The organism is Polaromonas sp. (assembly GCF_049790275.1).
GTDB lineage: Bacteria > Pseudomonadota > Gammaproteobacteria > Burkholderiales > Burkholderiaceae_C > Polaromonas.
Genome location: NZ_JBAQYR010000110.1, coordinates 15,139 through 34,919, shown reverse-complemented (window position 1 = coordinate 34,919; position 19,781 = coordinate 15,139). Strand labels below are relative to the sequence as shown.

21 protein-coding genes are annotated in these 19,781 nt (G+C 63.9%); 12 read left to right on the top strand and 9 right to left on the bottom strand.

Features of this window, described 5'->3' with window-relative positions; genetic code table 11:
• The first annotated feature begins 31 nt into the window (after positions 1–31).
• Positions 32–679 carry a pyridoxamine 5'-phosphate oxidase gene (gene pdxH / locus WA904_RS14540; protein WP_425197837.1) on the top strand — a complete coding sequence of 216 codons (648 nt, stop codon included), beginning with the start codon at positions 32–34 and terminating at the stop codon, positions 677–679.
• A 7-nt stretch (positions 680–686) separates the two neighbouring features.
• Here pdxH and folK read toward each other — a convergent pair whose 3' ends face one another.
• From folK to WA904_RS14515, 5 genes are all read right to left on the bottom strand, one after another.
• On the bottom strand, positions 687–1,214 hold the full coding sequence (folK, locus tag WA904_RS14535; protein WP_425197836.1) for a 2-amino-4-hydroxy-6-hydroxymethyldihydropteridine diphosphokinase: 528 nt from the start codon (positions 1,212–1,214) through the stop codon (positions 687–689).
• 3 nt (positions 1,215–1,217) lie between these two features.
• Complete coding sequence (gene pcnB, locus WA904_RS14530; RefSeq protein WP_425197835.1) at positions 1,218–2,819, bottom strand: polynucleotide adenylyltransferase PcnB; 1,602 nt, start codon at positions 2,817–2,819, stop codon at positions 1,218–1,220.
• 62 nt (positions 2,820–2,881) lie between these two features.
• On the bottom strand, positions 2,882–3,571 hold the full coding sequence (locus WA904_RS14525) for an HAD family hydrolase (protein WP_425197834.1): 690 nt from the start codon (positions 3,569–3,571) through the stop codon (positions 2,882–2,884).
• Positions 3,568–4,254, bottom strand: coding sequence for a DnaA regulatory inactivator Hda (gene hda / locus WA904_RS14520; RefSeq protein ID WP_425197846.1), 687 nt, complete (start codon positions 4,252–4,254; stop codon positions 3,568–3,570). The genes WA904_RS14525 and hda overlap by 4 nt, the downstream gene beginning before the upstream one ends.
• Before the next feature lie 17 nt (positions 4,255–4,271).
• Positions 4,272–5,342 (bottom strand): AI-2E family transporter, encoded by a 1,071-nt coding sequence (locus tag WA904_RS14515; protein ID WP_425197833.1) that lies wholly within the window; start codon positions 5,340–5,342, stop codon positions 4,272–4,274.
• Positions 5,343–5,456: 114 nt separating this feature from the next.
• Here WA904_RS14515 and purM point away from each other — a divergent pair, with 114 nt between their 5' ends.
• From purM to WA904_RS14500, 3 genes are all read left to right on the top strand, one after another.
• Positions 5,457–6,497 carry a phosphoribosylformylglycinamidine cyclo-ligase gene (gene purM / locus WA904_RS14510; RefSeq protein WP_425197832.1) on the top strand — a complete coding sequence of 347 codons (1,041 nt, stop codon included), beginning with the start codon at positions 5,457–5,459 and terminating at the stop codon, positions 6,495–6,497.
• Between the two features lie 48 nt (positions 6,498–6,545).
• Positions 6,546–7,769: an MFS transporter gene (locus WA904_RS14505; protein ID WP_425197831.1), complete on the top strand. Its 1,224-nt coding sequence runs from the start codon at positions 6,546–6,548 to the stop codon at positions 7,767–7,769.
• A 115-nt stretch (positions 7,770–7,884) separates the two neighbouring features.
• A complete protein-coding gene (locus tag WA904_RS14500) occupies positions 7,885–8,811 on the top strand; it encodes a division plane positioning ATPase MipZ (protein ID WP_425197830.1) in 927 nt (308 codons plus the stop codon).
• Positions 8,812–8,950: 139 nt separating this feature from the next.
• Here the strand turns inward: WA904_RS14500 and WA904_RS14495 are convergent, their stop codons facing one another.
• Together WA904_RS14495 and murJ are read right to left on the bottom strand one after the other, a co-directional pair.
• Entirely contained in the window at positions 8,951–9,802 is an 852-nt protein-coding gene (locus WA904_RS14495; RefSeq protein WP_425197829.1) for a SirB1 family protein, read from the bottom strand.
• Between the two features lie 54 nt (positions 9,803–9,856).
• A complete protein-coding gene (gene murJ, locus WA904_RS14490; RefSeq protein ID WP_425197828.1) occupies positions 9,857–11,422 on the bottom strand; it encodes a murein biosynthesis integral membrane protein MurJ in 1,566 nt (521 codons plus the stop codon).
• A gap of 195 nt (positions 11,423–11,617) precedes the next feature.
• On the opposite strand from murJ, the gene rpsT reads away from it, so the two are divergent.
• Positions 11,618–11,926: a 30S ribosomal protein S20 gene (gene rpsT / locus WA904_RS14485; protein ID WP_425197827.1), complete on the top strand. Its 309-nt coding sequence runs from the start codon at positions 11,618–11,620 to the stop codon at positions 11,924–11,926.
• 136 nt (positions 11,927–12,062) lie between these two features.
• Here the strand turns inward: rpsT and WA904_RS14480 are convergent, their stop codons facing one another.
• A complete protein-coding gene (locus WA904_RS14480) occupies positions 12,063–12,380 on the bottom strand; it encodes a DUF3579 domain-containing protein (protein WP_425197826.1) in 318 nt (105 codons plus the stop codon).
• A gap of 232 nt (positions 12,381–12,612) precedes the next feature.
• Here WA904_RS14480 and WA904_RS14475 point away from each other — a divergent pair, with 232 nt between their 5' ends.
• Genes WA904_RS14475 through WA904_RS14465 form a run of 3 tightly spaced genes read left to right on the top strand, consistent with a single transcriptional unit; the run spans position 12,613 to position 15,439 of the window.
• Positions 12,613–13,836 carry an aspartate aminotransferase family protein gene (locus tag WA904_RS14475; RefSeq protein ID WP_425197825.1) on the top strand — a complete coding sequence of 408 codons (1,224 nt, stop codon included), beginning with the start codon at positions 12,613–12,615 and terminating at the stop codon, positions 13,834–13,836.
• Positions 13,833–14,768 (top strand): ornithine carbamoyltransferase, encoded by a 936-nt coding sequence (argF, locus tag WA904_RS14470; protein ID WP_425197824.1) that lies wholly within the window; start codon positions 13,833–13,835, stop codon positions 14,766–14,768. The genes WA904_RS14475 and argF overlap by 4 nt, the downstream gene beginning before the upstream one ends.
• Before the next feature lie 11 nt (positions 14,769–14,779).
• A complete protein-coding gene (locus WA904_RS14465; protein WP_425197823.1) occupies positions 14,780–15,439 on the top strand; it encodes a hypothetical protein in 660 nt (219 codons plus the stop codon).
• Positions 15,440–15,445: 6 nt separating this feature from the next.
• On the opposite strand, the gene WA904_RS14460 is transcribed toward WA904_RS14465, so the two are convergent.
• Positions 15,446–16,198 carry an SDR family oxidoreductase gene (locus tag WA904_RS14460; protein ID WP_425197822.1) on the bottom strand — a complete coding sequence of 251 codons (753 nt, stop codon included), beginning with the start codon at positions 16,196–16,198 and terminating at the stop codon, positions 15,446–15,448.
• 201 nt (positions 16,199–16,399) lie between these two features.
• Here WA904_RS14460 and kynB point away from each other — a divergent pair, with 201 nt between their 5' ends.
• Genes kynB through WA904_RS14440 form a run of 4 tightly spaced genes read left to right on the top strand, consistent with a single transcriptional unit; the run spans position 16,400 to position 19,781 of the window.
• Complete coding sequence (kynB, locus tag WA904_RS14455) at positions 16,400–17,092, top strand: arylformamidase (protein WP_425197821.1); 693 nt, start codon at positions 16,400–16,402, stop codon at positions 17,090–17,092.
• Entirely contained in the window at positions 17,089–18,405 is a 1,317-nt protein-coding gene (gene kynU, locus WA904_RS14450) for a kynureninase (RefSeq protein WP_425197820.1), read from the top strand. The genes kynB and kynU overlap by 4 nt, the downstream gene beginning before the upstream one ends.
• A gap of 2 nt (positions 18,406–18,407) precedes the next feature.
• Entirely contained in the window at positions 18,408–19,247 is an 840-nt protein-coding gene (kynA, locus tag WA904_RS14445) for a tryptophan 2,3-dioxygenase (RefSeq protein WP_425197819.1), read from the top strand.
• A 39-nt stretch (positions 19,248–19,286) separates the two neighbouring features.
• Positions 19,287–19,781, top strand: coding sequence for a hypothetical protein (locus WA904_RS14440; RefSeq protein ID WP_425197818.1), 495 nt, complete (start codon positions 19,287–19,289; stop codon positions 19,779–19,781).

The following is a 19,781-nucleotide window of genomic DNA, read 5'->3' as shown; positions in this document are numbered from 1 at the left end:
GGGCTGCACCAGACCGTGCACAATCGCAAAGATGAGCTCCTCCAACTCCATCGCCAGCCTGCGCAAAAGCTACGAACGCGCTGAACTCAACGAAGAAGCCTCGCACGCCGACCCGCTCCAGCAATTCGACCAGTGGCTCAAGGAAGCCATCACCGCCGAGCTGCCCGAACCCAATGCCATGACCCTGGCCACGGTGGCCGGCAACGGACGCCCTTCGACCCGCATTGTGCTGATCAAGGGTTATGACGAGCGCGGCATTGTCTGGTACACCAACTACGACAGCCGCAAGGGCGAGGAGCTGGCCGCCAACCCCTTTGCCGCCCTGCAGTTTCACTGGGTGGAACTGGAACGCGTAGTGCGTATTGAAGGTGTGGTGGAAAAAGTTTCAGCGCAGGAAAGCGACGACTATTTCAAGAGCCGCCCGCTCGATTCACGCATAGGCGCGTGGGCCAGCCCGCAGAGCCAGGTCATTCCCAACCGCAGCGTGCTGGTGGCCAATGCCGCCAAATATGGCGCGAAGTTCTTGCTGCAGCCACCGCGTCCGCCGCACTGGGGCGGCTACCGGCTCAAGCCGGACAACTGGCAGTTCTGGCAAGGCCGCCCAAGCCGGCTGCACGACCGGCTGCGTTACACGCTGCAGGACGGCGGCGGCTGGTTACGCGAGCGCCTGGCGCCCTGAACACAGATCAAGGCGAGCCGGCTTCCAGCCGCTCAATGGCCTGATCGGCCACCGCATCGAGCCGCACCTGCGGCACCAGCCCCGGCGCAATTTCCGCCAGCGGCACCAGCACAAAAGCCCGCTGCGCCATGCGCGGGTGCGGAACCGTCAACTCCTGTGATTCGATGCAGGCGCTACCGTAAAGCAGCAGGTCGAGGTCCAGCGTGCGCGGGGCATCGCGGTAGGGGCGCTCGCGGCCGGCGGCCTGCTCAAGCTGCTGCAACTGCCGCAACAGGATGGGCGCGGTCAGCCCCGTCTCCAACGCCACCACAGCATTGATGTAATCGGGGCCTGTTGACCGGGCGGCACTTTCGCCACCGGTGGTCATGGGCGCGGTTTTGTAGAGGCTGGAGCGCCGGGTGACACGTGTCAGCGGCAGGCGGTCCAGGGCCTGCATTGCCTGGAGGACGGCCGATGCGGCATCGCCGAGGTTGGCACCCAGGGCCACATAGGCGGTGACCCGCGCCGAGCGATCACTGTGTTCGCCCACCGGCATGACTCAGAAGTCGCCGGGGGCGTCAGAAGGCGGGCTGGCGGGAAGCGCGCCCCCTTCGCGGTTCGCCGGCTTGCGGCGGCGGCGGCGCTTTTTGGCGGGCGCCGGTTCACCGAACTCGCCGGATTCTGCAGAAGAGGCCGGCGCATGGACAGCGTCGCCACTGCGCGGGACGTCTGCATCGGCGCGCTTCACGCGGGTGCGCGGCGCCTGGGGTTTTTGTGATTGCTCCAGCCTGGCCTGCTCGATCATCTCGTGGCGCTCGTCGTCGTAGGCCGTGCTGAATTTCTCCCACCACTCGGACAGCTCTGGCTCGATTTCGCCGGTCTGCGCACGCAGGCGCAGGAAGTCAAAGCCGGCGCGAAAACGCGGTTGCTCCAACAGCGAATAAGGCGAGCTGCCGGTGCGTTTCTCAAAACGCGGCTGCATGGTCCAGATTTCGCGCATGTCGGTGCCCAGTTTGCCACGGCCAGATACATCGCCGATCTTGGCGTTGAAGGCATCGTCGATCGCATCCTGCAGCGCGGGCATGGTGTGCTCGCCGCGTTTGAGGCGCCGGGCCCAGCCTTCGCGCACATCGGCCCAAAGCACACACGACAGCAAAAAGCTCGGGGCGACCGGCTTGCCTTCGCCGACGCGGCGGTCGGTGTCCAGCAGGGCCAGTTGCAGGAAAGGCTCTTCCGAGGTGTCCACCACCACGTCGAGCAAAGGGTAGATGCCGGTGTTCAGGCCCAGGAACTTGAGCTGCTCGATGCTAGCCAGCGAGTGGCCGGTCTGCAGCAGCTTGAGCATTTCGTCGAACAGGCGCGACTGCGGCACGTCAGCCAGCAAGCCTTTCATGGCCTTCAGCGGCGCGACGGTCTTGTCTTCAAACTTGAAGCCCAGCGCGCTCAGCTTGGCGGCAAAACGCACGGCGCGGATGATGCGCACCGGGTCTTCGCGGTAACGCGTGGCCGGGTCGCCGATCATGCGGATGATTTTCTTTTTCGCGTCCCGGATGCCGTGGTGGTAGTCCACCACGATCTGCGTTTCCGGGTCGTAATACATGGCGTTGATGGTGAAGTCGCGCCGGGCGGCGTCTTCTTCCATCGGGCCCCAGACGTTGTCGCGCAGCACGCGGCCCGACGCATCCACCGCGTGTTTCATGCCGGCCAGCTCGCTTTTGCTGGTGCGCTCGTTGCCGCCCACCTGCTCGGCCAGGCTGCTGTCCAGGTGCGCGCGGAAGGTCGACACCTCGATGACTTCGTGCTCGCGGCCGCGGCCGTAAATCACATGGACAATGCGAAAGCGCCGGCCGATGATAAAAGCGCGGCGGAACAGCCCCTTGACCTGTTCGGGCGTGGCATCGGTGGCGACGTCGAAGTCTTTCGGGCGCAGCCCCACCAGCAGGTCGCGCACCGCACCGCCAACGATGTAGGCCTCGTAGCCGGCCTGCTTGAGGGTGTGCACCACATCCATCGCGCGGTCATCGACCAGCTTGGGGTTGATCGCATGGTCCTGGGGGCCGACTTCGCGGCGCTCGCCGAAAACTGATTTTTTGGAGCGCTTGGCACCGCTGTCGGGGCTGGCAGACTTGCCAAACAGCTTGTCGATAAATTTTTTGATCATTGAATCAGGAGATTTTGCCGGGCTGGCCGCGCTTGCAAAGCAAGGGGCACGGCGTCCGGCAGTTAGAACAGCTCAAGTATGCGCCATCCGCGTTCGGTGGCGACCGCCCGCAGGCGGTCGTCGGGGTTGGTGGCCACCGGGTGCGTGACTTTTTCCAGCAAAGGCAGGTCGTTCATGGAATCGCTGTAAAAAGTGCTCTCCACCGTGTCCCAGTCCAGGCCCCGGTCTGCCAGCCACTGCTGGACACGCGCTACCTTGCCTTCCCGGAAGGAGGGTGTGCCGCGGATTTCGCCGGTTGGCCAGCCGCCGGCGTCGCGCTCGAGTTCCACCGCAATCAGCTCGGCGACCCCGAAGGCCTCGGCGATGGGGCGCGTCACGAATTCGTTGGTGGCGGTGACGATCACCGTCTCGTCGCCTGCCGCCTGGTGCCGGCGAACCAGCGCCAGGGCCGAATCCTTGATGCCTTTTTGCACGATTTCCCGCATGAAACGGGCGTGAGCAGCTACTGAATTGGTAGCGCCCTGCTCCCGGATGGCCTGCGTGGCAAAACGCACATAGTCGTGGATGTCGAGGGTTCCGGCCTGGTAGTGGGCAAAAAACTCCGCATTGCGGCGCTTGAACTCGTGGCCGTCGCACCAGCCCAGCGCAATCGTGAACTCGCCCCATTCGTAGTCGGAATCGATGGGAATCAGCGTGTGGTCCAAGTCAAACAGTGCAATGTGCTGTTTTGCAGCCCCCAGGGTCGATGTCACAGGGTCTCCAGCATGGATTTGATCAGCGGGATGGTGATCGCACGCTGGGTTTGCAGCGCGTAGGCGTCGAGCTGGTCGAGCAGCTGCATCAGGTTGCCGAGGTCGCGCGAGAAGCGGCTCAGGATGAAATCCATGGCCTCGTCACTGAGGAAGACGCCGCGCGCATCCGCTTCCTGGCGCAGCACGGCGCGGCGCTCATGTTCGGTCAGGGCCTGCAGCGCGAACACGTGGCCCCACCCCAGGCGGGTGCGCAGGTCTTCGCGCAGTGAAAGGTCGGCGGGCGGCGCATTGCCAGCAGCCAGCACCCAGCGCGGATGGCCGTCGGGCGCGTTCAGGGCATTGACGAACCAGTTGAAGGCCGCCTGCTGCTGCACGGCGGTGTACAGGTGGCAGTCGTCCATGATCACCGCCGCCCACTTTTCACTGAATTCAGGCGGCTCCAGCATGGTGGCGTCCAGCCAGCCCACCGAGGCGCCCTGCTCGCGCAGCGTTTCGCTGACGGCCTTGAGAAGATGGGTTTTCCCGCTGCCAGGCTCTCCCCACAGGTAAGTCGGCACCGGCGAGCGCAGGCTGTTGCCGGCCCACAGCTCCAGGTGCCTGAGCGCCGCCTCGTTGGGTCCGGCAAAAAAATTGGTGAACGACGGCGGCGATGCCAGTCCGATGTCCAATGCAATCTGCTTCATGCCTGCCATTTTCATGCTCAACCCTGGTACAACCTGCTCAACATGTAACTAGCCCGCATGCGGCGAATCGCCACCAGCAGCACCGCACTGGAGGGCAGGGCAATCAGCACGCCGAGAAAACCGAACACCTGCCCGAAAGCCAGCAGGGCAAAAATAACGGCCAGCGGATGCAGGCCAATGCGCTCGCCGACCAGCCTCGGAGTCAGGTAAAAACTTTCCACCAGTTGCCCCGCGCCATACACACCAACCACCACAAGCACCCCGTACAGGCTGCCGAACTGCAGAATGCCGGCGAGAAACGCGAGCAGCATGCCCAGGCCAAAACCCAGGTAGGGGATGAAAAAGGCCAGCCCGGTGAACACACCCACGGGCACCGCCAGGTCAAAGCCGAACACCGCCAGCGCCACACTGAAATAAATCGCCAGCACACCCATGACCAGGAGCTGGCCGCGCAGGTACTGGCCCAGCACCGAGTCGGCCTCCGCCATGAAGCTGTCAAACGCGCCCCGCAGTTTCGGGGGCACCAGTTCCAGCAGCAGCGCCACAAAGCGGTCCCAGTCCTTGAGCAGGAAAAACAGGGCCACGGGAATCAGCACCCCGTTGCCGACGATGGCCAGGGCCACGCTGCCGCCCAGCTTCAGGGAAGACAGGACAGACCCGAAGGCGTCCTCAAAATTGGCGCTGAGGTACTTGACGACAAAAGCCTTGATGCTTTCGACGTCCAGCGCCACGGTGATGCCGAACTGCGCCAGCCAGGGGCCCAGGGCGTTGTTGATGCGGGCGGCCAGCACCGGCAGTTGCTCCCGCAGCAGGGGCAGCTCCTTGGCAAAAATGGGCACCACCAGCAGCAGGACAGACAGCAGGATCAGGATGAATAGCGTCTCCACGATCAGGACGGCCAGCACGCGCGGCATCCGGCCGCGGCCCCGGGTATCGAGCCTGTTCACCACAGGCGTCAGCACATAGGCCAGCACCGATGCCACCACAAAGGGCGTCAGCACCGGACCGAGCAGCCATAGCGCCAGCACCACCAGGGCGGCGATCAGGCACCAGGCGGCGGTGCGTTTTTGGGTGGAAGTGAATTGCATGCAGCCCTGACAGGGGTGAACCCTTAGAATCTTGGCTTGGATTCTATCGGGCTTGCGCATTCGTCACTAAGTACTGCGCAGCCGTCCGCACCAAGCCCCTTCTACCCAAGCAGCATGACCACCTCCTCTTCTTCCCCCCTGAGCTACAAAGACGCCGGCGTTGACATCGACGCAGGCGACGCCTTGGTCGAACGCATCAAGCCCCTGGCCAAAAAAACCATGCGCGAAGGGGTTCTGGCGGGCATCGGCGGCTTCGGCGCACTGTTCGAGGTACCCAAGCGCTACAAGGAGCCGGTGCTGGTCAGCGGCACCGACGGCGTGGGCACCAAGCTGCGCCTGGCTTTTGAATGGGCCATGCACGACACCGTGGGCATCGATCTCGTGGCCATGAGCGTCAACGACGTGCTGGTGCAGGGCGCCGAACCGCTGTTCTTCCTCGACTACTTTGCCTGCGGCAAGCTGGACGTGGACACCGCTGCTGCCGTGGTCGGCGGCATTGCCAAAGGCTGCGAGCTCAGCGGCTGCGCGCTGATTGGCGGTGAAACCGCTGAAATGCCCGGCATGTACCCCGAGGGCGAATACGACCTGGCCGGTTTTGCCGTCGGCGCCGTCGAAAAATCGAAAATCCTGACCGGCAAGGACGTGAAACCCGGCGACGTGGTGCTGGGCCTGGCCAGCAGCGGCGTGCATTCCAACGGTTTCAGCCTGGTGCGCAAATGCATTGAACGCGCCGGAGAGGCAACGCCGGCCACACTGGACGGTAAACCGTTCAGGCAGGCCCTGATGGAGCCGACCCGCCTGTACGTGAAAAACGTGCTGGCCGCGCTGGCCGTCCACCCCATCAAGGCGTTGGCCCACATCACCGGCGGCGGCCTGCTGGAAAACATCCCGCGCGTGCTTCCAGAAGGCACGGCTGCCCATCTCAAAAAGGGCAGCTGGCCGCAAACCGAGCTGTTTGCCTGGCTGCAAAAAACCGCCGCCATCTCCGACTTCGAGATGAACCGCACCTTCAACAACGGCATCGGCATGGTGGTGGTGGTGGATGCCGCCCACGCCCAGGCCACGGCGAAAACGCTGCGGGACGCCGGCGAACAGGTGTATGAGATCGGCGTGATTGCGCCCAAAGGCGACGGCGCCGCGGTCACTGTCAGCTAGGGCGGCACGCACCGGGCAGGCGCCACAGATCACACGGATCACCCCGCCATGCCTGCCACACCCCCCGTCCCGCCACGGCGACTTCCGACCGCCATCTGGGCACTGGGTTTTGTCAGCCTGCTGATGGACATCTCCTCCGAGATGATCCACAGCCTGCTGCCTGTCTTCATGGTGACGGTGCTGGGCACCAGCATGTGGGCCGTCGGCCTGATTGAAGGTTTTGCCGAGGCCACGGCCCTGATCGTCAAGGTCTTTTCGGGCGTGCTCAGCGACTACTGGGGCCGGCGCAAACCGCTGGCGGTGCTGGGTTACGGCCTGGGCGCAGCCTCCAAACCCCTGTTTGCGCTGGCCACCACCACCGGCATGGTGCTGGCCGCCCGCCTGATCGACCGTACCGGAAAAGGCATACGCGGCGCGCCGCGTGACGCACTGGTGGCCGATCTGGCCCCGCCTGGCATGCGCGGCGCGGCCTTCGGGCTGCGCCAGTCGCTCGACACCGTGGGCGCCTTTGTCGGGCCGCTGCTCGCCATGGGCCTGATGCTGCTCTGGGCCAACAACTTCCGGGCGATTTTCTGGGTCGCCATGGTTCCGGGTTTCATGGCGGTGGCCTTGCTGCTGTTTGGCGTGCAGGAAGCCGCACCGGCACCGGACAAGGCCGCGGCGCCACGTCGCAACCCGATCAGCCGGAACGAGTTGCGGCGGCTGGGGGCCCCGTACTGGCGCGTGGTCGTGATTGGCGCCGTCTTCACCCTCGCGCGTTTCAGCGAAGCCTTTCTGGTGCTGCGCGCATTGCAGGGCGGACTCCCCGTCGCATGGACACCGCTGGTGCTCATCGGCATGAACATCGTTTACGCCCTGGGCGCCTACCCCTTCGGCAAACTGTCGGACCAGATGAGCCGCACCACGCTGCTGGCGGGGGGACTGCTGGTACTGATTGCCGCCGATGTGGTGCTGGCCTCGGGCAACCACTGGACCTTTGTCTGGGCCGGCATTGCGCTATGGGGCCTGCACATGGCGATGACCCAAGGCCTGCTGGCAACCATGGTGGCCGACGCCGCACCGGCCGACCTGCGCGGTACCGCCTTCGGTTTTTTCAACCTGATGAGCGGCCTGGCCATGCTGCTGGCCAGCACCGTGGCCGGGGTGTTGTGGGACCAGCTGGGCGCCCCGGTGACTTTTGTCGCGGGCGCGGTCTTCAGCTTGGCGGCGCTCGCGCTACTGGGGTTCTGGCGCGGGGCTCGGGTCCGCGATGAAGCCGCGGCCTCCGAATAGGCCTTTTTGCTACAGAAACACTAGCTGCCGGCGCACGTACCCATTAGGCGTACTGGACTTTCAAACCTGTTTGTATCAAACTGTTCCATTCCCATTCGTCCCCATTGGAGCCAACATGCCGGTCATCGCAGTCGTCAACCGCAAGGGGGGCAGTGGAAAAAGCACGCTGGCCGCCCATATCGCGGCTTGGTGCGCGCGTAACGGCAGCTCGGTCATGTTGGGCGACGTGGACCGCCAGCAATCGGCGCGCGCCTGGCTGAAGCGGCGCGAGGCTTCCCTGCCCGCCATCGCCCCCTGGGCGGTGGACCAGAAAAACATGTTGCGCGTACCCACCGGCATCACCCATGTGGTGCTCGACACGCCGGGCGGGATGCACGGATTCGAGCTGGCGCGCGTCGTCATGTTTGCCGACGCCATCGTGATGCCGGTGTGCAACTCGATGTTCGACCGCGAATCAGCCGCGGCCTGCCATGCCGAACTGATGGCCATGCCGCGCGTGGCCAGCGGCCGCTGCCGGCTGGCAGTCGTGGGCATGCGCATTGACGGGCGGACCAATGCCGCGCAGACACTCGAGGAGTGGTCGGAGTCGCTGGGTGTGCCTTTCCTGGGCGCCCTGCGCGAAACGCAGCTGTACGTACGCAGCCTGGAGCGCGGCCTGACGATTTTTGACCTGCAGCCCCAGCTGGCAGCGGCCGACTTGACGCAATGGGCGCCCATCCTGCAATGGCTCAGGCCCCAGCTCTACCCGCCGCAGGCGGCCAATGACGGCACCACCACCGTGCGCCCGCCTGCGCGTACCCTGGCCCCCAGAAATGCGACCTCGCCAATGACCGCGCCCAATGCCGTGGTGTCCAAGCGGCTGGGCTCCCTGCCCAACAGCCTGATGCCGGCCCAGGAGTCCATGGTGCAGGGCGGGCGCATGTCCACCCTGAGCGCCAGCCGCTCGAACCCTGTCGCCCGGGCACCTGTCACGCCGACCCTCGCGCGACCGACGCGTACGGCCGACGGCCCGCAAATTCCCCAATTTCTGAAAAGAAATTAGAGCCCCCACGTTCGCTCACTGCGTGTAGCTCTCTGCCCCCCGAGGGGGCGCTGCGCCTGCGGACTGGCGAAGCCAGATCCGCGGCCCCTGCTTGAAAATAGCCCCCACTCAGGCGTGTGGTCACTACCTCCGGAAAGGCTTAGCTTTTCTGGCGCTTTAAGCGAGCCAGACGATCAGCAATGGCATCAAGGTCCAGAGCGTCTTCCGCATGGTCGAGGTAAGTCTCCAGATCCGGCACGGCACGGCCCGCTTCGCCTTGCTCGGCGAAAGCCAGCCCGCGGTCGCGGTACTCGTCCCAGGCCTCGGGGTGAAGCACGATGAGCCGGTCCTGCACCGCAATCAGCCGCAGCCAGTCCTGCTGGGTCTTGTGGATTTCCTTGAGGTTGCGCAGCATGCGGCTGATGATGTCGCGGGCCGGCACCGACTGCAGGTACAGGCCAACCGGCACCTCGAACTCGTCAACCAGGCCGCTGCGCTGGCGAAACGGCTCCAGCCGCTCGGCCAGCTCTTCCCGGCTCAGCGACTGGCCGGTGAAAGGGTCGATCACCACCTGGCCCTTGGGCAAGTTGACCTTGACCATGAAGTGGCCCGGAAATGCAATGCCGCGCGCATTGAGCCCCACACCGCCCGCCAGCTCCAGCCAGAGCACAGCCAGTGTGATTGGAATGCCGCGCCGGGTTTTCAGAACCGCGTTCAGGTAGCTGTTGTCGGGGTCATAGTAGTCATTGATGTTGCCGCCGAAATTCAGGTCGCGGAAGAAAAACTGGTTCAGTGCCCGCAGGCGCTGCAGGGCCGAAGCGTCCGCCGGCAACCGGCGTTTCAGGCGCGCCAGTAATTGGTCCACATCGCCCAGCACCTGCTCGACGTCAAGATCCGGGTACTCGTCCTGGGCCACGCTGACCGCCGCCTCCAGCAGCGGGAAATGGTCGTCGCTCTGCACCAGGCTGGCAAAGTACTGCAGGGGCGACGGAACGTCGAGATTGAGGGGCATGGCGCTACTTTCTCACAAACCGCCGGACGAAGCGAGTACCCCGCCGGAAAAGTGTCAGCGGCGCATCAATTTTCGCAGTTTCAGGCCGGTGGCCCAAAGCGCTCCGAAATAAATAGCAGCTGACGCAAGCAGGACAAGGGCCAGAAGCCCGATTCGCTTGAAGGCTTCGGCCCGCAACCCGGTCCAGCTGACGGCCTGGGCGGCCCACATCAAAAAGACCGCGAGCAGCGCCGTGGCAGCCAGCACCTGCAGTGAGAACATGCCCCAGCCGGGCGCCGGCTTGTAGCTGCCGCGCTGGCGCAGGCCGATCAGCAGCCAGAGCGCATTGATGAGTGCTCCGATCCCAATGGCCAGGGCCAGCCCGGCGTGTTGCAGCAGCGGCACAAAGGCCAGGTTGAGCAGCTGCGTGATCACCAGCACCACCAGCGCAATTTTCACGGGCGTGCGGATGTCCTGGCTCGCGTAAAAACCGGGCGCCAGCACCTTGATGGCCACCAGGCCCACCAGCCCGGCACCGTACCCCATCAGCGCGGTGGTGGTCTGCTGCACATCCCGGTCGGTGAAGGCGCCATAGTGGTACAGCGTGGCCACCAGGGGCTGGGCAAAGGTCAGCAGGGCCACAGCGCTGGGCACGGCCATCAGCACGACGATGCGCAGGCCCCAGTCGAGCATGGCGGAATAGGCGTCACCGTCGCCTGCGGCCTTGGCGGCGGCCAGTTGCGGCATCAGCACCACCCCGATGGCCACGCCCAGCATGGCGGTGGGAAACTCCATCAGGCGGTCCGCATAGGTCAGCCAGCTGACGCTGCCAGGGGTCAGGTGCGAGGCAATCTGGGTGTTGATGATGGTGGAGACATGCGCCACGCTGACGCCCAGCAAGGCCGGCAGCATCAGCTTGCCGATGTTGCGGGTACCCGGGTCGGTCCAGGCAATGCGGATAGCCGTCCAGCCCAGGCCCATGCGCGGCAGCATGCCAATGTTGAGCAGGGCCGGCACCTGCACCGCAAGCTGCAGTGCACCGCCAATCATCACGCCGCCACCCATGACATAAATCGGCTCAATTCCCTTGGATTGGAACCACGGGGCGCCCAGCCAGGCGGCGCCAATCATGGACAGGTTCAGCAGCACGGGCGTGGCAGCGGGCACGGCAAAACGTTTCCAGGTGTTCAAAATGCCGGCTGACAGGGCCACCAGCGACATGAAACCGATGTACGGGAACATCCAACGCGTCATGAAAACGGCCGCTTCGAAGCCACGCGGCTCCTGCTTGAGGCCGCTGGCCATCACCCAGACCAGCACCGGCGCGGCCGCCACCCCGATCACGCAGGTCAGCAGCAGCGCCCAAGCCAGCAGGGTGGCGACCCGGTTGACCAGCACGTGTGTGGCTTCATCGCCGTTTTGCGCCTTGCTGGCCGCCAGCACCGGCACAAAGGCCTGGCTGAATGCGCCCTCGGCAAACAGGCGGCGGAACAGGTTGGGAATGCGGAAAGCGACGTTGAAGGCATCCGTCATGGCGCTGGCGCCAAACGTCGAGGCCACCAGCAGTTCCCGCACCAGGCCGGTGATCCGGGATACCAGCGTGAACAGGGAAACGGTGGACGCGGATTTGAATAAAGTCACTTCGTGAGTTTAGCCCGCACAACACACGGGCCGGTCCCCTTTCAGTAGGGGCCGCGGGTCCGGCTTTGCCGGCACGCAGGCGCAGCGGCCCCCTAAGGGGGCAGGGAGCTACACGCAGTGAGCGACCGTGGGGGTATAATCAGAGGCTTTGCTAGCATCATCCGCAGACCCTTCCTCATTTAAAGGAACACTTATATGGCTACCGCCAAACCCAAGAAAAAGAACCCCCGCCTGGCCTCCGGCCGCAAACGCGTCCGCCAGGACACCAAACTCAATGCCGCCAACACTTCGCTGCGCTCGAAATACCGCACCGCTGTGAAAAACGTCGAAAAAGCTGTCGCCGCCGGCGACAAGACCAAAGCCACCGAACTCTTCGCCAAGGCGCAGGGCATTGTGGACACGATTGCCGACAAGGGCATCTTCCACAAGAACAAGGCAGCTCGCGACAAGAGCCGCCTGTCCTCCAAGGTCAAGGCACTCGCCTTGGCCACTCCCGCCGCGTAAAACCCACCGCCTGAGCAATCAGGCAACCCGCCCGGACTGGCAACAGTCCGCCGTTCTGCAGGGTGCGCTGCCAGCAAAGCAAAAAAGCCGTCTTTCGACGGCTTTTTTGTTTCTTGCTTCACCTGGTCCCGTCCTGTCAGCCCTTGAGTGAATCCGGAATCAGGCAGGCTTCGGCGATTTGCAGATCGTTATCTTTGGCAAAGTTGATGGCAAAGTCCCAGGCCATGGGTTCGGCGTCACGCAGTTCGCTGTTGACCACCACACATTTGACGCCATTGATCACCGTGGGTACGCACCAGGGCGAATAGGTCAGGTGGCTTCCGGGCTGCGGTCCGCCGGGACGAAACTGGCTCATCACGCCGCACAGCCGGTCGGCCCAGTCGCTGGGGCGAAAGGTTTTGCCGTCGCGGGTGATGCCTTGAATGAAGACTTCTTTGGCGGAGTTGGAGACCATCGGATGGAGGGTTTTTGCGTGCCCGGGACAAGGATGAAGCCCCATTGCTGCACCGCACAACGATTCTATCTTATATAAGACTCAGGCTCGACCGGCCGGCACCGGCGAGGCGCATGGCTGTGATGCAGCATCCTCACGAAAGGCTGGAAGGTCTGCGCCTAAAATCAGTTCAGCCCTGGCGGCCCGGCCCGGCCACCACCTGTTTCGTTAGCCCTGTTTCCGGAGTTTCCCCATGACCGCTGCCCTTCCCCAACACATCGAAGCCGCTTCCCCCCACGTGATGAACACCTACGGCCGCCTGCCGATAGCGATGTCACATGGCCAGGGTTGCCGCGTCTGGGATGTCAACGGCAAGGAATACCTCGACGGCCTGGGCGGCATCGCGGTCAACACCCTGGGCCACAACCACCCCAGGCTGGTGCCTGCCCTGCAGGACCAGATTGCCAAGATCATCCACAGCTCCAACTACTACCATGTGCCCAACCAGGAAGTGTTGGCCGCCAAGCTGGTGGAACTGTCGGGCCTGGAAAACGTGTTTTTCTGCTCCACCGGCCTGGAAGCCAACGAAGCCGCACTGAAGCTGGCGCGCAAGTTCGGCCATGACAAGGGCATCAACCGCCCTGAAATCGTGGTGTACGAAAAAGCCTTCCACGGCCGCAGCATTGCCACCCTGAGCGCCACCGGCAACCCCAAGGTGCAGGCCGGCTTCGGCCCGCTGGTCGAAGGGTTCATCCGGGTGCCGCTCAACGACGTGCCAGCGCTGGAAGCGGCTACTGCCAACAATCCGAACGTGGTGGCTGTCTTTTTTGAAGCCATCCAGGGCGAAGGCGGCATCAACCCGATGGACGCCGACTACCTGCGCCAGGTGCGCGCCCTGTGCGACGAACGCGACTGGCTGCTCATGATCGATGAAGTGCAGTGCGGCATGGGCCGCACCGGCAAATGGTTTGCCCACCAGTGGGCCGGCATCAAGCCGGACGTGATGCCGCTGGCCAAGGGCCTGGGCTCGGGCGTACCGATTGGTGCGGTAGTGGCCGGCCCGAAAGCCGCCCACATCTTTGGCCCCGGCAACCACGGCACCACTTTTGGCGGCAACCCGCTGGCCATGCGCGCCGGGGTGGAAACCATCCGGATCATGGAAGAAGACGGCCTGCTGGCCAATGCGGCCAAGGTCGGCGCGCACCTGAAGTCTGCCCTCAGCCGCGAGCTGGCTGCCGAGCTGAAATCGGGCGCCGTCAAGGAAATTCGCGGCCTGGGCCTGATGCTGGGCATCGACCTGGCCAAACCCTGCGGTGAGCTGCTCAAGCGCGCCGCCGACAACGGGCTGCTGCTCAGCGTGACGGCTGACAGCGTGATCCGCCTGGTGCCGCCCTTGATCATCACGCAGGCTGAGGCCGATGAAATCGTGGCCATTTTGTGCCCGCTGATCAAGCAGTTGCTGGGGGAAAAACCATGAGCACCCCGGTCAACGCGGCGATCCGCCATTACCTGCAATTCAGCGATTTCAATGCCGCTGAATATGCCTATATTTTTGAACGCGCAGCCCTCATCAAGAAAAAATTCAAGGCCTACGAGAAGCACCAGCCGCTGGTGGACCGCACGCTGGCCATGATTTTCGAGAAAGCCTCGACGCGCACCCGTGTGAGTTTTGAAGCCGGCATGTACCAGATGGGCGGCAGCGTGGTGCATCTGACCACCGGCGACAGCCAGCTGGGCCGCGCCGAGCCGATCGAGGACAGCGCCAAGGTGATCAGCCGCATGGTGGACCTCGTGATGATCCGCACTTACGAGCAGACCAAGATCGAGCTGTTCGCCGAGCACTCGCGTGTGCCGGTGATCAACGGCCTGACCAACGAGTTCCACCCCTGCCAGATTCTGGCCGATATCTTCACCTACATCGAGCACCGCGGCAGCATCAAGGGCAAGACAGTCGCGTGGGTTGGCGACGGCAACAACATGGCCAACACCTGGCTGCAGGCCAGCGAAATCCTGGGCTTCAAGGTGCACCTGAGCACACCGACCGGCTACGAAGTTGACCAGTCGGTGGCCGGCATCCGGTCGGCCGACAGCTACAAGGTCTTCAAGGACCCGATGCAGGCCTGCGCCGGCGCTGACCTGGTGACCACCGATGTCTGGACCAGCATGGGCTACGAAGCCGAGAACGAAGAGCGCAAGAAGGCCTTCGCAGACTGGTGCGTGGACTCGGACATGATGAAGGCGGCCAGACCCGATGCGCTGTTCATGCACTGCCTGCCGGCACACCGCGGCGAAGAGGTCGAAGCCGAGGTGATCGACGGCCCGCAGTCAGTGGTCTGGGACGAGGCGGAGAACCGCTTGCATGTGCAGAAGGCCCTGATGGAGTTTCTGCTGCTGGGCAAGGTGGCCTGACCGGCCCGACCATGTGGTTTGTGCCGGCGCACCGCGACGAATTGCTGTTGCGCTGGTCGGAACTCGGAACCAGCCTCGGCCGTGTCGGGCCAACGTGGGACCTTGAAGGTCGGCGCCTGCTGCGCAGCTGGGCACGCTGGCCGCGCCGTTACCACAACACCCCTCACCTGCGAGCCTGCCTGCGGCATTTTTCGCAGGTTCACAACGAACTGGCCGACCCCCACGCGGTGGAGCTGGCGCTCTGGTTTCACGATGCGATTTATTGGCCGTGGCTGCCGCGCAATGAAGAAAAAAGCGCCTTGTGGGCTACCCGCTTCATGCAGGAAATGGGTTTCGACGAAACCATGTGCGAAGCCGTCAGCAGCCATGTCCTCGATACCCGGCACCAGGCCGTGCCGCACAGCGTTGACGCGCAATGGGTGGTCGACATCGACCTGGCGATCCTCGGCCAGAACGAGGCCGTGTACCGGCAGTTCGAGCGCGATGTGCGCAGCGAGTACCGCTGGGTGCGCTGGTCGCGTTACGTGAAGGGTCGCAGCGCCGTGCTGCAGTCTTTCATCGACCGCCCGCGCATTTACAGCACCTCCTGGTTTTATGAGCGTTACGAGGCCAGCGCAAGAAACAACCTGCAGGCCGCGCTGGCTGCGCTTGCACGCAACCAGCTGTACTGAAGCGGATCAGCCCCGGCCCACAAACGGCATCTTCGTCGCCATGATGGTCATGAACTGGACGTTGGTGGACAGCGGCAAGGCGGCCATGTGCACCACAGCATCGGCCACATGATTCACATCCATCAGCGGCTCGATCGCAATCTCGCCATTGGCCTGCGGCACGCCTTTGGCCATGCGCGCAGCGAGCTCGGTGTGTGCGTTGCCGATGTCGATCTGGCCACAGGCGATGTCGTATTTTCGGCAGTCCAGCGAGATGGACTTGGTCAGACCGGTGATTGCGTGTTTGGTCGCGGTGTAGGGCGCCGAATTGGGGCGCGGTGCGTGCGCCGAAATGGAGCCGTTGTTGATGATGCGTCCGCCCTGCGGCGACTGCGCCTTCATCAATCTGATCGCCTGCTGCGCGCAGAGGAAGGAGCCGGTCAGGTTGATGTTGACCACGTTTTGCCACTGCTCGAAAGTCAGCTCTTCCATCGGCACGGCCGGCGCGCCCACGCCGGCGTTGTTGAACAGCAGGTCCAGACGCCCGAACGTGGCCAGCACCTTGTCGAAAGCAGCACGCACCGCCTCGGGCTGGCTGACGTCGCAGGGCACGGCCAGCGCGTCCTGGCTGCCCGACTCCTTGACCACGTCGTTCAGGGCGTCAGCGCGCCGTCCGACCAGTGCCACGCGATAACCCTCGCGCAGCAGCGCCAGTGCCACTGCCTTGCCTATGCCGGAACCTGCGCCGGTAACCAGCGCGACCTTGCCGTTCGATGTCATGGTATGCCTTGTCTCTTGATGTGAATGAAATGGCGGCTCGCCAGCGCATGGCGCCGCCCTCTGCGGATTGTGCCCGAGCTGCATCGGCCGCGCTGGCGCCACGCAGGCGCTGCGCCCCAACTACTTTAGGTTTCAACTATTTTGAAAACTTGTTGGAAATAACCGACACCACGGGTTTTACAGCGGTGCTACCTTTGCGCCATGACCTCCAGCGCCCCTCCTTCCCGCACGGCCCATGGTGCAGTCAGGCCTCCGAAACTATGGGACATTTCGCCCGCCGTGGACGAGCGCGCCGCCGTGTTTCCGGGCGACGCAGCCTACTCGCAGAAGCTGCACTTTGCGCTGGAACCCGGCTGCCCGGTCAACGTCAACACCCTCACTTTCTCGCCGCACACCGGCGCGCATGCCGACGCCCCCATGCACTACGCCAATGGCCAGCCGGCGATTGGCGCCGTCGACCTGCTGCCCTACCTCGGGCCCTGCCGCGTCATCCATTGCCTGGACTGCGGCCCGCTCGTGGAGCCGCAGCACATCGCCCATGCACTGGACAACCTGCCGCCCCGAGTGCTGCTGCGCACCTCAGCGGCGGCCAGCCAGTCCTGGGCATCATTTACGGCCATAGCCCCTGCCACGCTTGCGCTGTTAGCTAGCAAAAGCATAGCGCTTGTCGGCATCGACACGCCCAGTGTGGACCCTGCGACCAGCCAGGACCTGCCCAGCCACCACCTGCTGCTGAATCACGATCTGCGCGTGCTGGAGAACCTGGTGCTCGACGACGTCCCGGAAGGCGACTACGAACTGATTGCCTTGCCCCTCAAACTGACAAAAGCCGACGCCTCGCCGGTTCGCGCCGTGCTGCGCGAACTGCCCGGGAACGGCACCGGAAAACCATGACCACACTGACCGACTGCCGCGCAATCGACGCCGGCGACTCCCTGCGCCCGCTGCGCGACCAATTTGTGCTGCCTGAAGGCGTGATTTACCTGGACGGAAATTCCCTGGGCGTGCTGCCCAAGAGCGCGGCGGCACGTATCGCCGATGTCATTACCCGCGAATGGGGCCAGGACCTGATCCGCTCCTGGAACAGCGCCGGCTGGTTCCACATGCCGCAGCGCCTGGGCAACAAGATTGCGCCGCTGATAGGCGCCGGCCCCGGCGAAGTGGTGGCCACCGACAGCACCTCCGTCAACCTCTACAAGGTCCTCAGTGCTGCCCTCAACATGACCGCCGATGACGCTCCGTCAAGGAAAACCATCGTCAGCGAACGCAGCAACTTTCCGACCGACCTGTACATTGCCGAAAGCCTGTGCCGTGAGCGCGGCTACCGGCTGCAGCTGGTCGAGCCCGGTGAAATCAACGCTGCTTTGACGCAAAACACCGCCGTGCTGATGCTGACGCACGTGAACTACCGCACCGGCGCCATGCACGACATGGCAGCACTCACGCAGGCAGCCCATGCGGCGGGTGCTCTGGCGGTGTGGGACCTGGCGCACAGCGCGGGCGCCGTGCCGGTGGACCTGCAGGGTGCCAACGCCGACTTTGCCGTCGGCTGCGGCTACAAGTACCTCAACGGCGGGCCCGGTGCGCCGGCGTTTGTCTGGGTGCATCCCAGGCATACAGATCGTTTCCGGCAACCGTTGTCTGGCTGGTGGGGACACGCCGCACCGTTCGAGTTCACACCCGGCTACAGCCCCGCACCCGGCATCACGCGTTACCTGTGCGGCACCCAGCCCATGCTGAGCCTGGCCGCCCTCGAATGCGGGCTGGACGTTTTCGGCGCCGCCGCAGCCTTGGGCGGCATGGCCGCGCTGCGCAGCAAATCGCTGGCGCTGACGGACCTGTTCATCACCCTGGTGGAAGAACGCTGTGCCGGCCACGGTCTGGGCCTGGCCACACCGCGCGAGCACGCGCAACGCGGCTCGCAGGTCTGCCTCACGCGCAGGGAGGGTGCTTACGCCATCGTGCAGGCGCTGATTGCACGTGGCGTGATTGGTGACTTTCGTGCGGGTGACCCTTCGACAGGCTCAGGACAAGCTCCTTCGACAAGCTCATGGCAAACGGGAAGTCCAGACATCCTTCGCTTCGGCTTCACCCCGCTGTACATCGGCTTCGAGGACGTCTGGCATGCAGTCGAGCACCTGAAGCAGGTGCTGGAGACCGCCGAGTGGAAACGCCCTGAATTCAACCAGAAACATGCGGTGACCTGATCATGACCACCCCCGAAAAAATCGTCATCGACGAAAAAGCCCAACTCGACTTCAGCCGCGACATGAGTTACGGCGACTACCTGCAGCTCGACGCGATCCTCGGCGCGCAGAAACCGCTTTCTCCCGCTCACGATGAGCTGCTGTTCATCGTGCAGCACCAGACCAGCGAGCTCTGGATGAAGCTGATGCTGCACGAGCTGCGCGCAGCGATTGCCAATGTGGCCAGAGACGAGCTGGGCGCCGCTTTCAAGATGCTGGCCCGCGTCAGCAAGATCATGGAACAGCTGGTGCACGCCTGGGATGTATTGGCCACCATGACGCCACCCGAGTACAGTGCGATACGGCCCTACCTGTCCAACTCCAGCGGCTTTCAAAGTGCGCAATACCGCTGCATCGAATTCGCGCTCGGCAACAAAAACGCCGCCATGCTCAAGCCCCATGCACATCGCCCCGATCTGCTGGCCCAGGTCCAGGCCGCATTCGAAGCCCCCTCTCTCTACGACGAAGCCCTGCGCCTGCTGGCGCGCCGCGGCCTGCCCGTTCCATCCAGCCACACGCAGCGTGACTGGACCCAGGGCTATGTGGAAAGCGACGCGGTGGAGCAGGCCTGGCTGGTGGTTTACCGCGACCCCAAACAGTACTGGGACCTGTACCAGCTCGGCGAAGAACTCACCGACCTCGAAGACGCCTTCCGCCTCTGGCGCTTCCGCCATGTGACCACGGTGGAACGCGTGATTGGCTTCAAGCGCGGCACCGGGGGCACAGGGGGCGTCAGCTATTTGCGCAAGATGCTGGATGTGGTGTTGTTTCCGGAGATATGGAAGTTGCGCACAGACCTCTGAAATCAGGCAATCCATTTGGCCGTTGACAAACGTATTCATTTGAATACACTTGTCGACATGGTACCTATTTCCGCCCGTCTGCCCGACGATCTTTATGAGTGGCTGTCAACCCTTCCGCTGGAAGACGCCACAACCCTGAGCGACAAGCTCCGCGTGGCCGTGCTTCACCTCAAGCGCATGCACGATGGCGACACCGACTATATCGATGCCTTGTCCATGTACCGCGACCTGGGCCGCAATACGCGCGAACAGATCGCCCAGCTCGAACGCAAAACTGGCCAGCACTCCGAGGTGCTTGCGGCGTTCATGGAGCATCTTCCTGCGTTGATTGCCATGCTGCATGCCAGCCAGGCGTCGTCCCCCAACAGTGCCCGGGAGCTGGAAGCTGTCCTGGTCAAACGCACCATGCAGCTGACGGAAACGCTGCTGAGGCAAGCAATCACTACACGCGCCGCCGCTTATGATGAAAAAGTCATCCTTGATAATTCAACTCGGGTGCTCGAGTTGGCGCAACTGATTTCGTCACCACGCTAA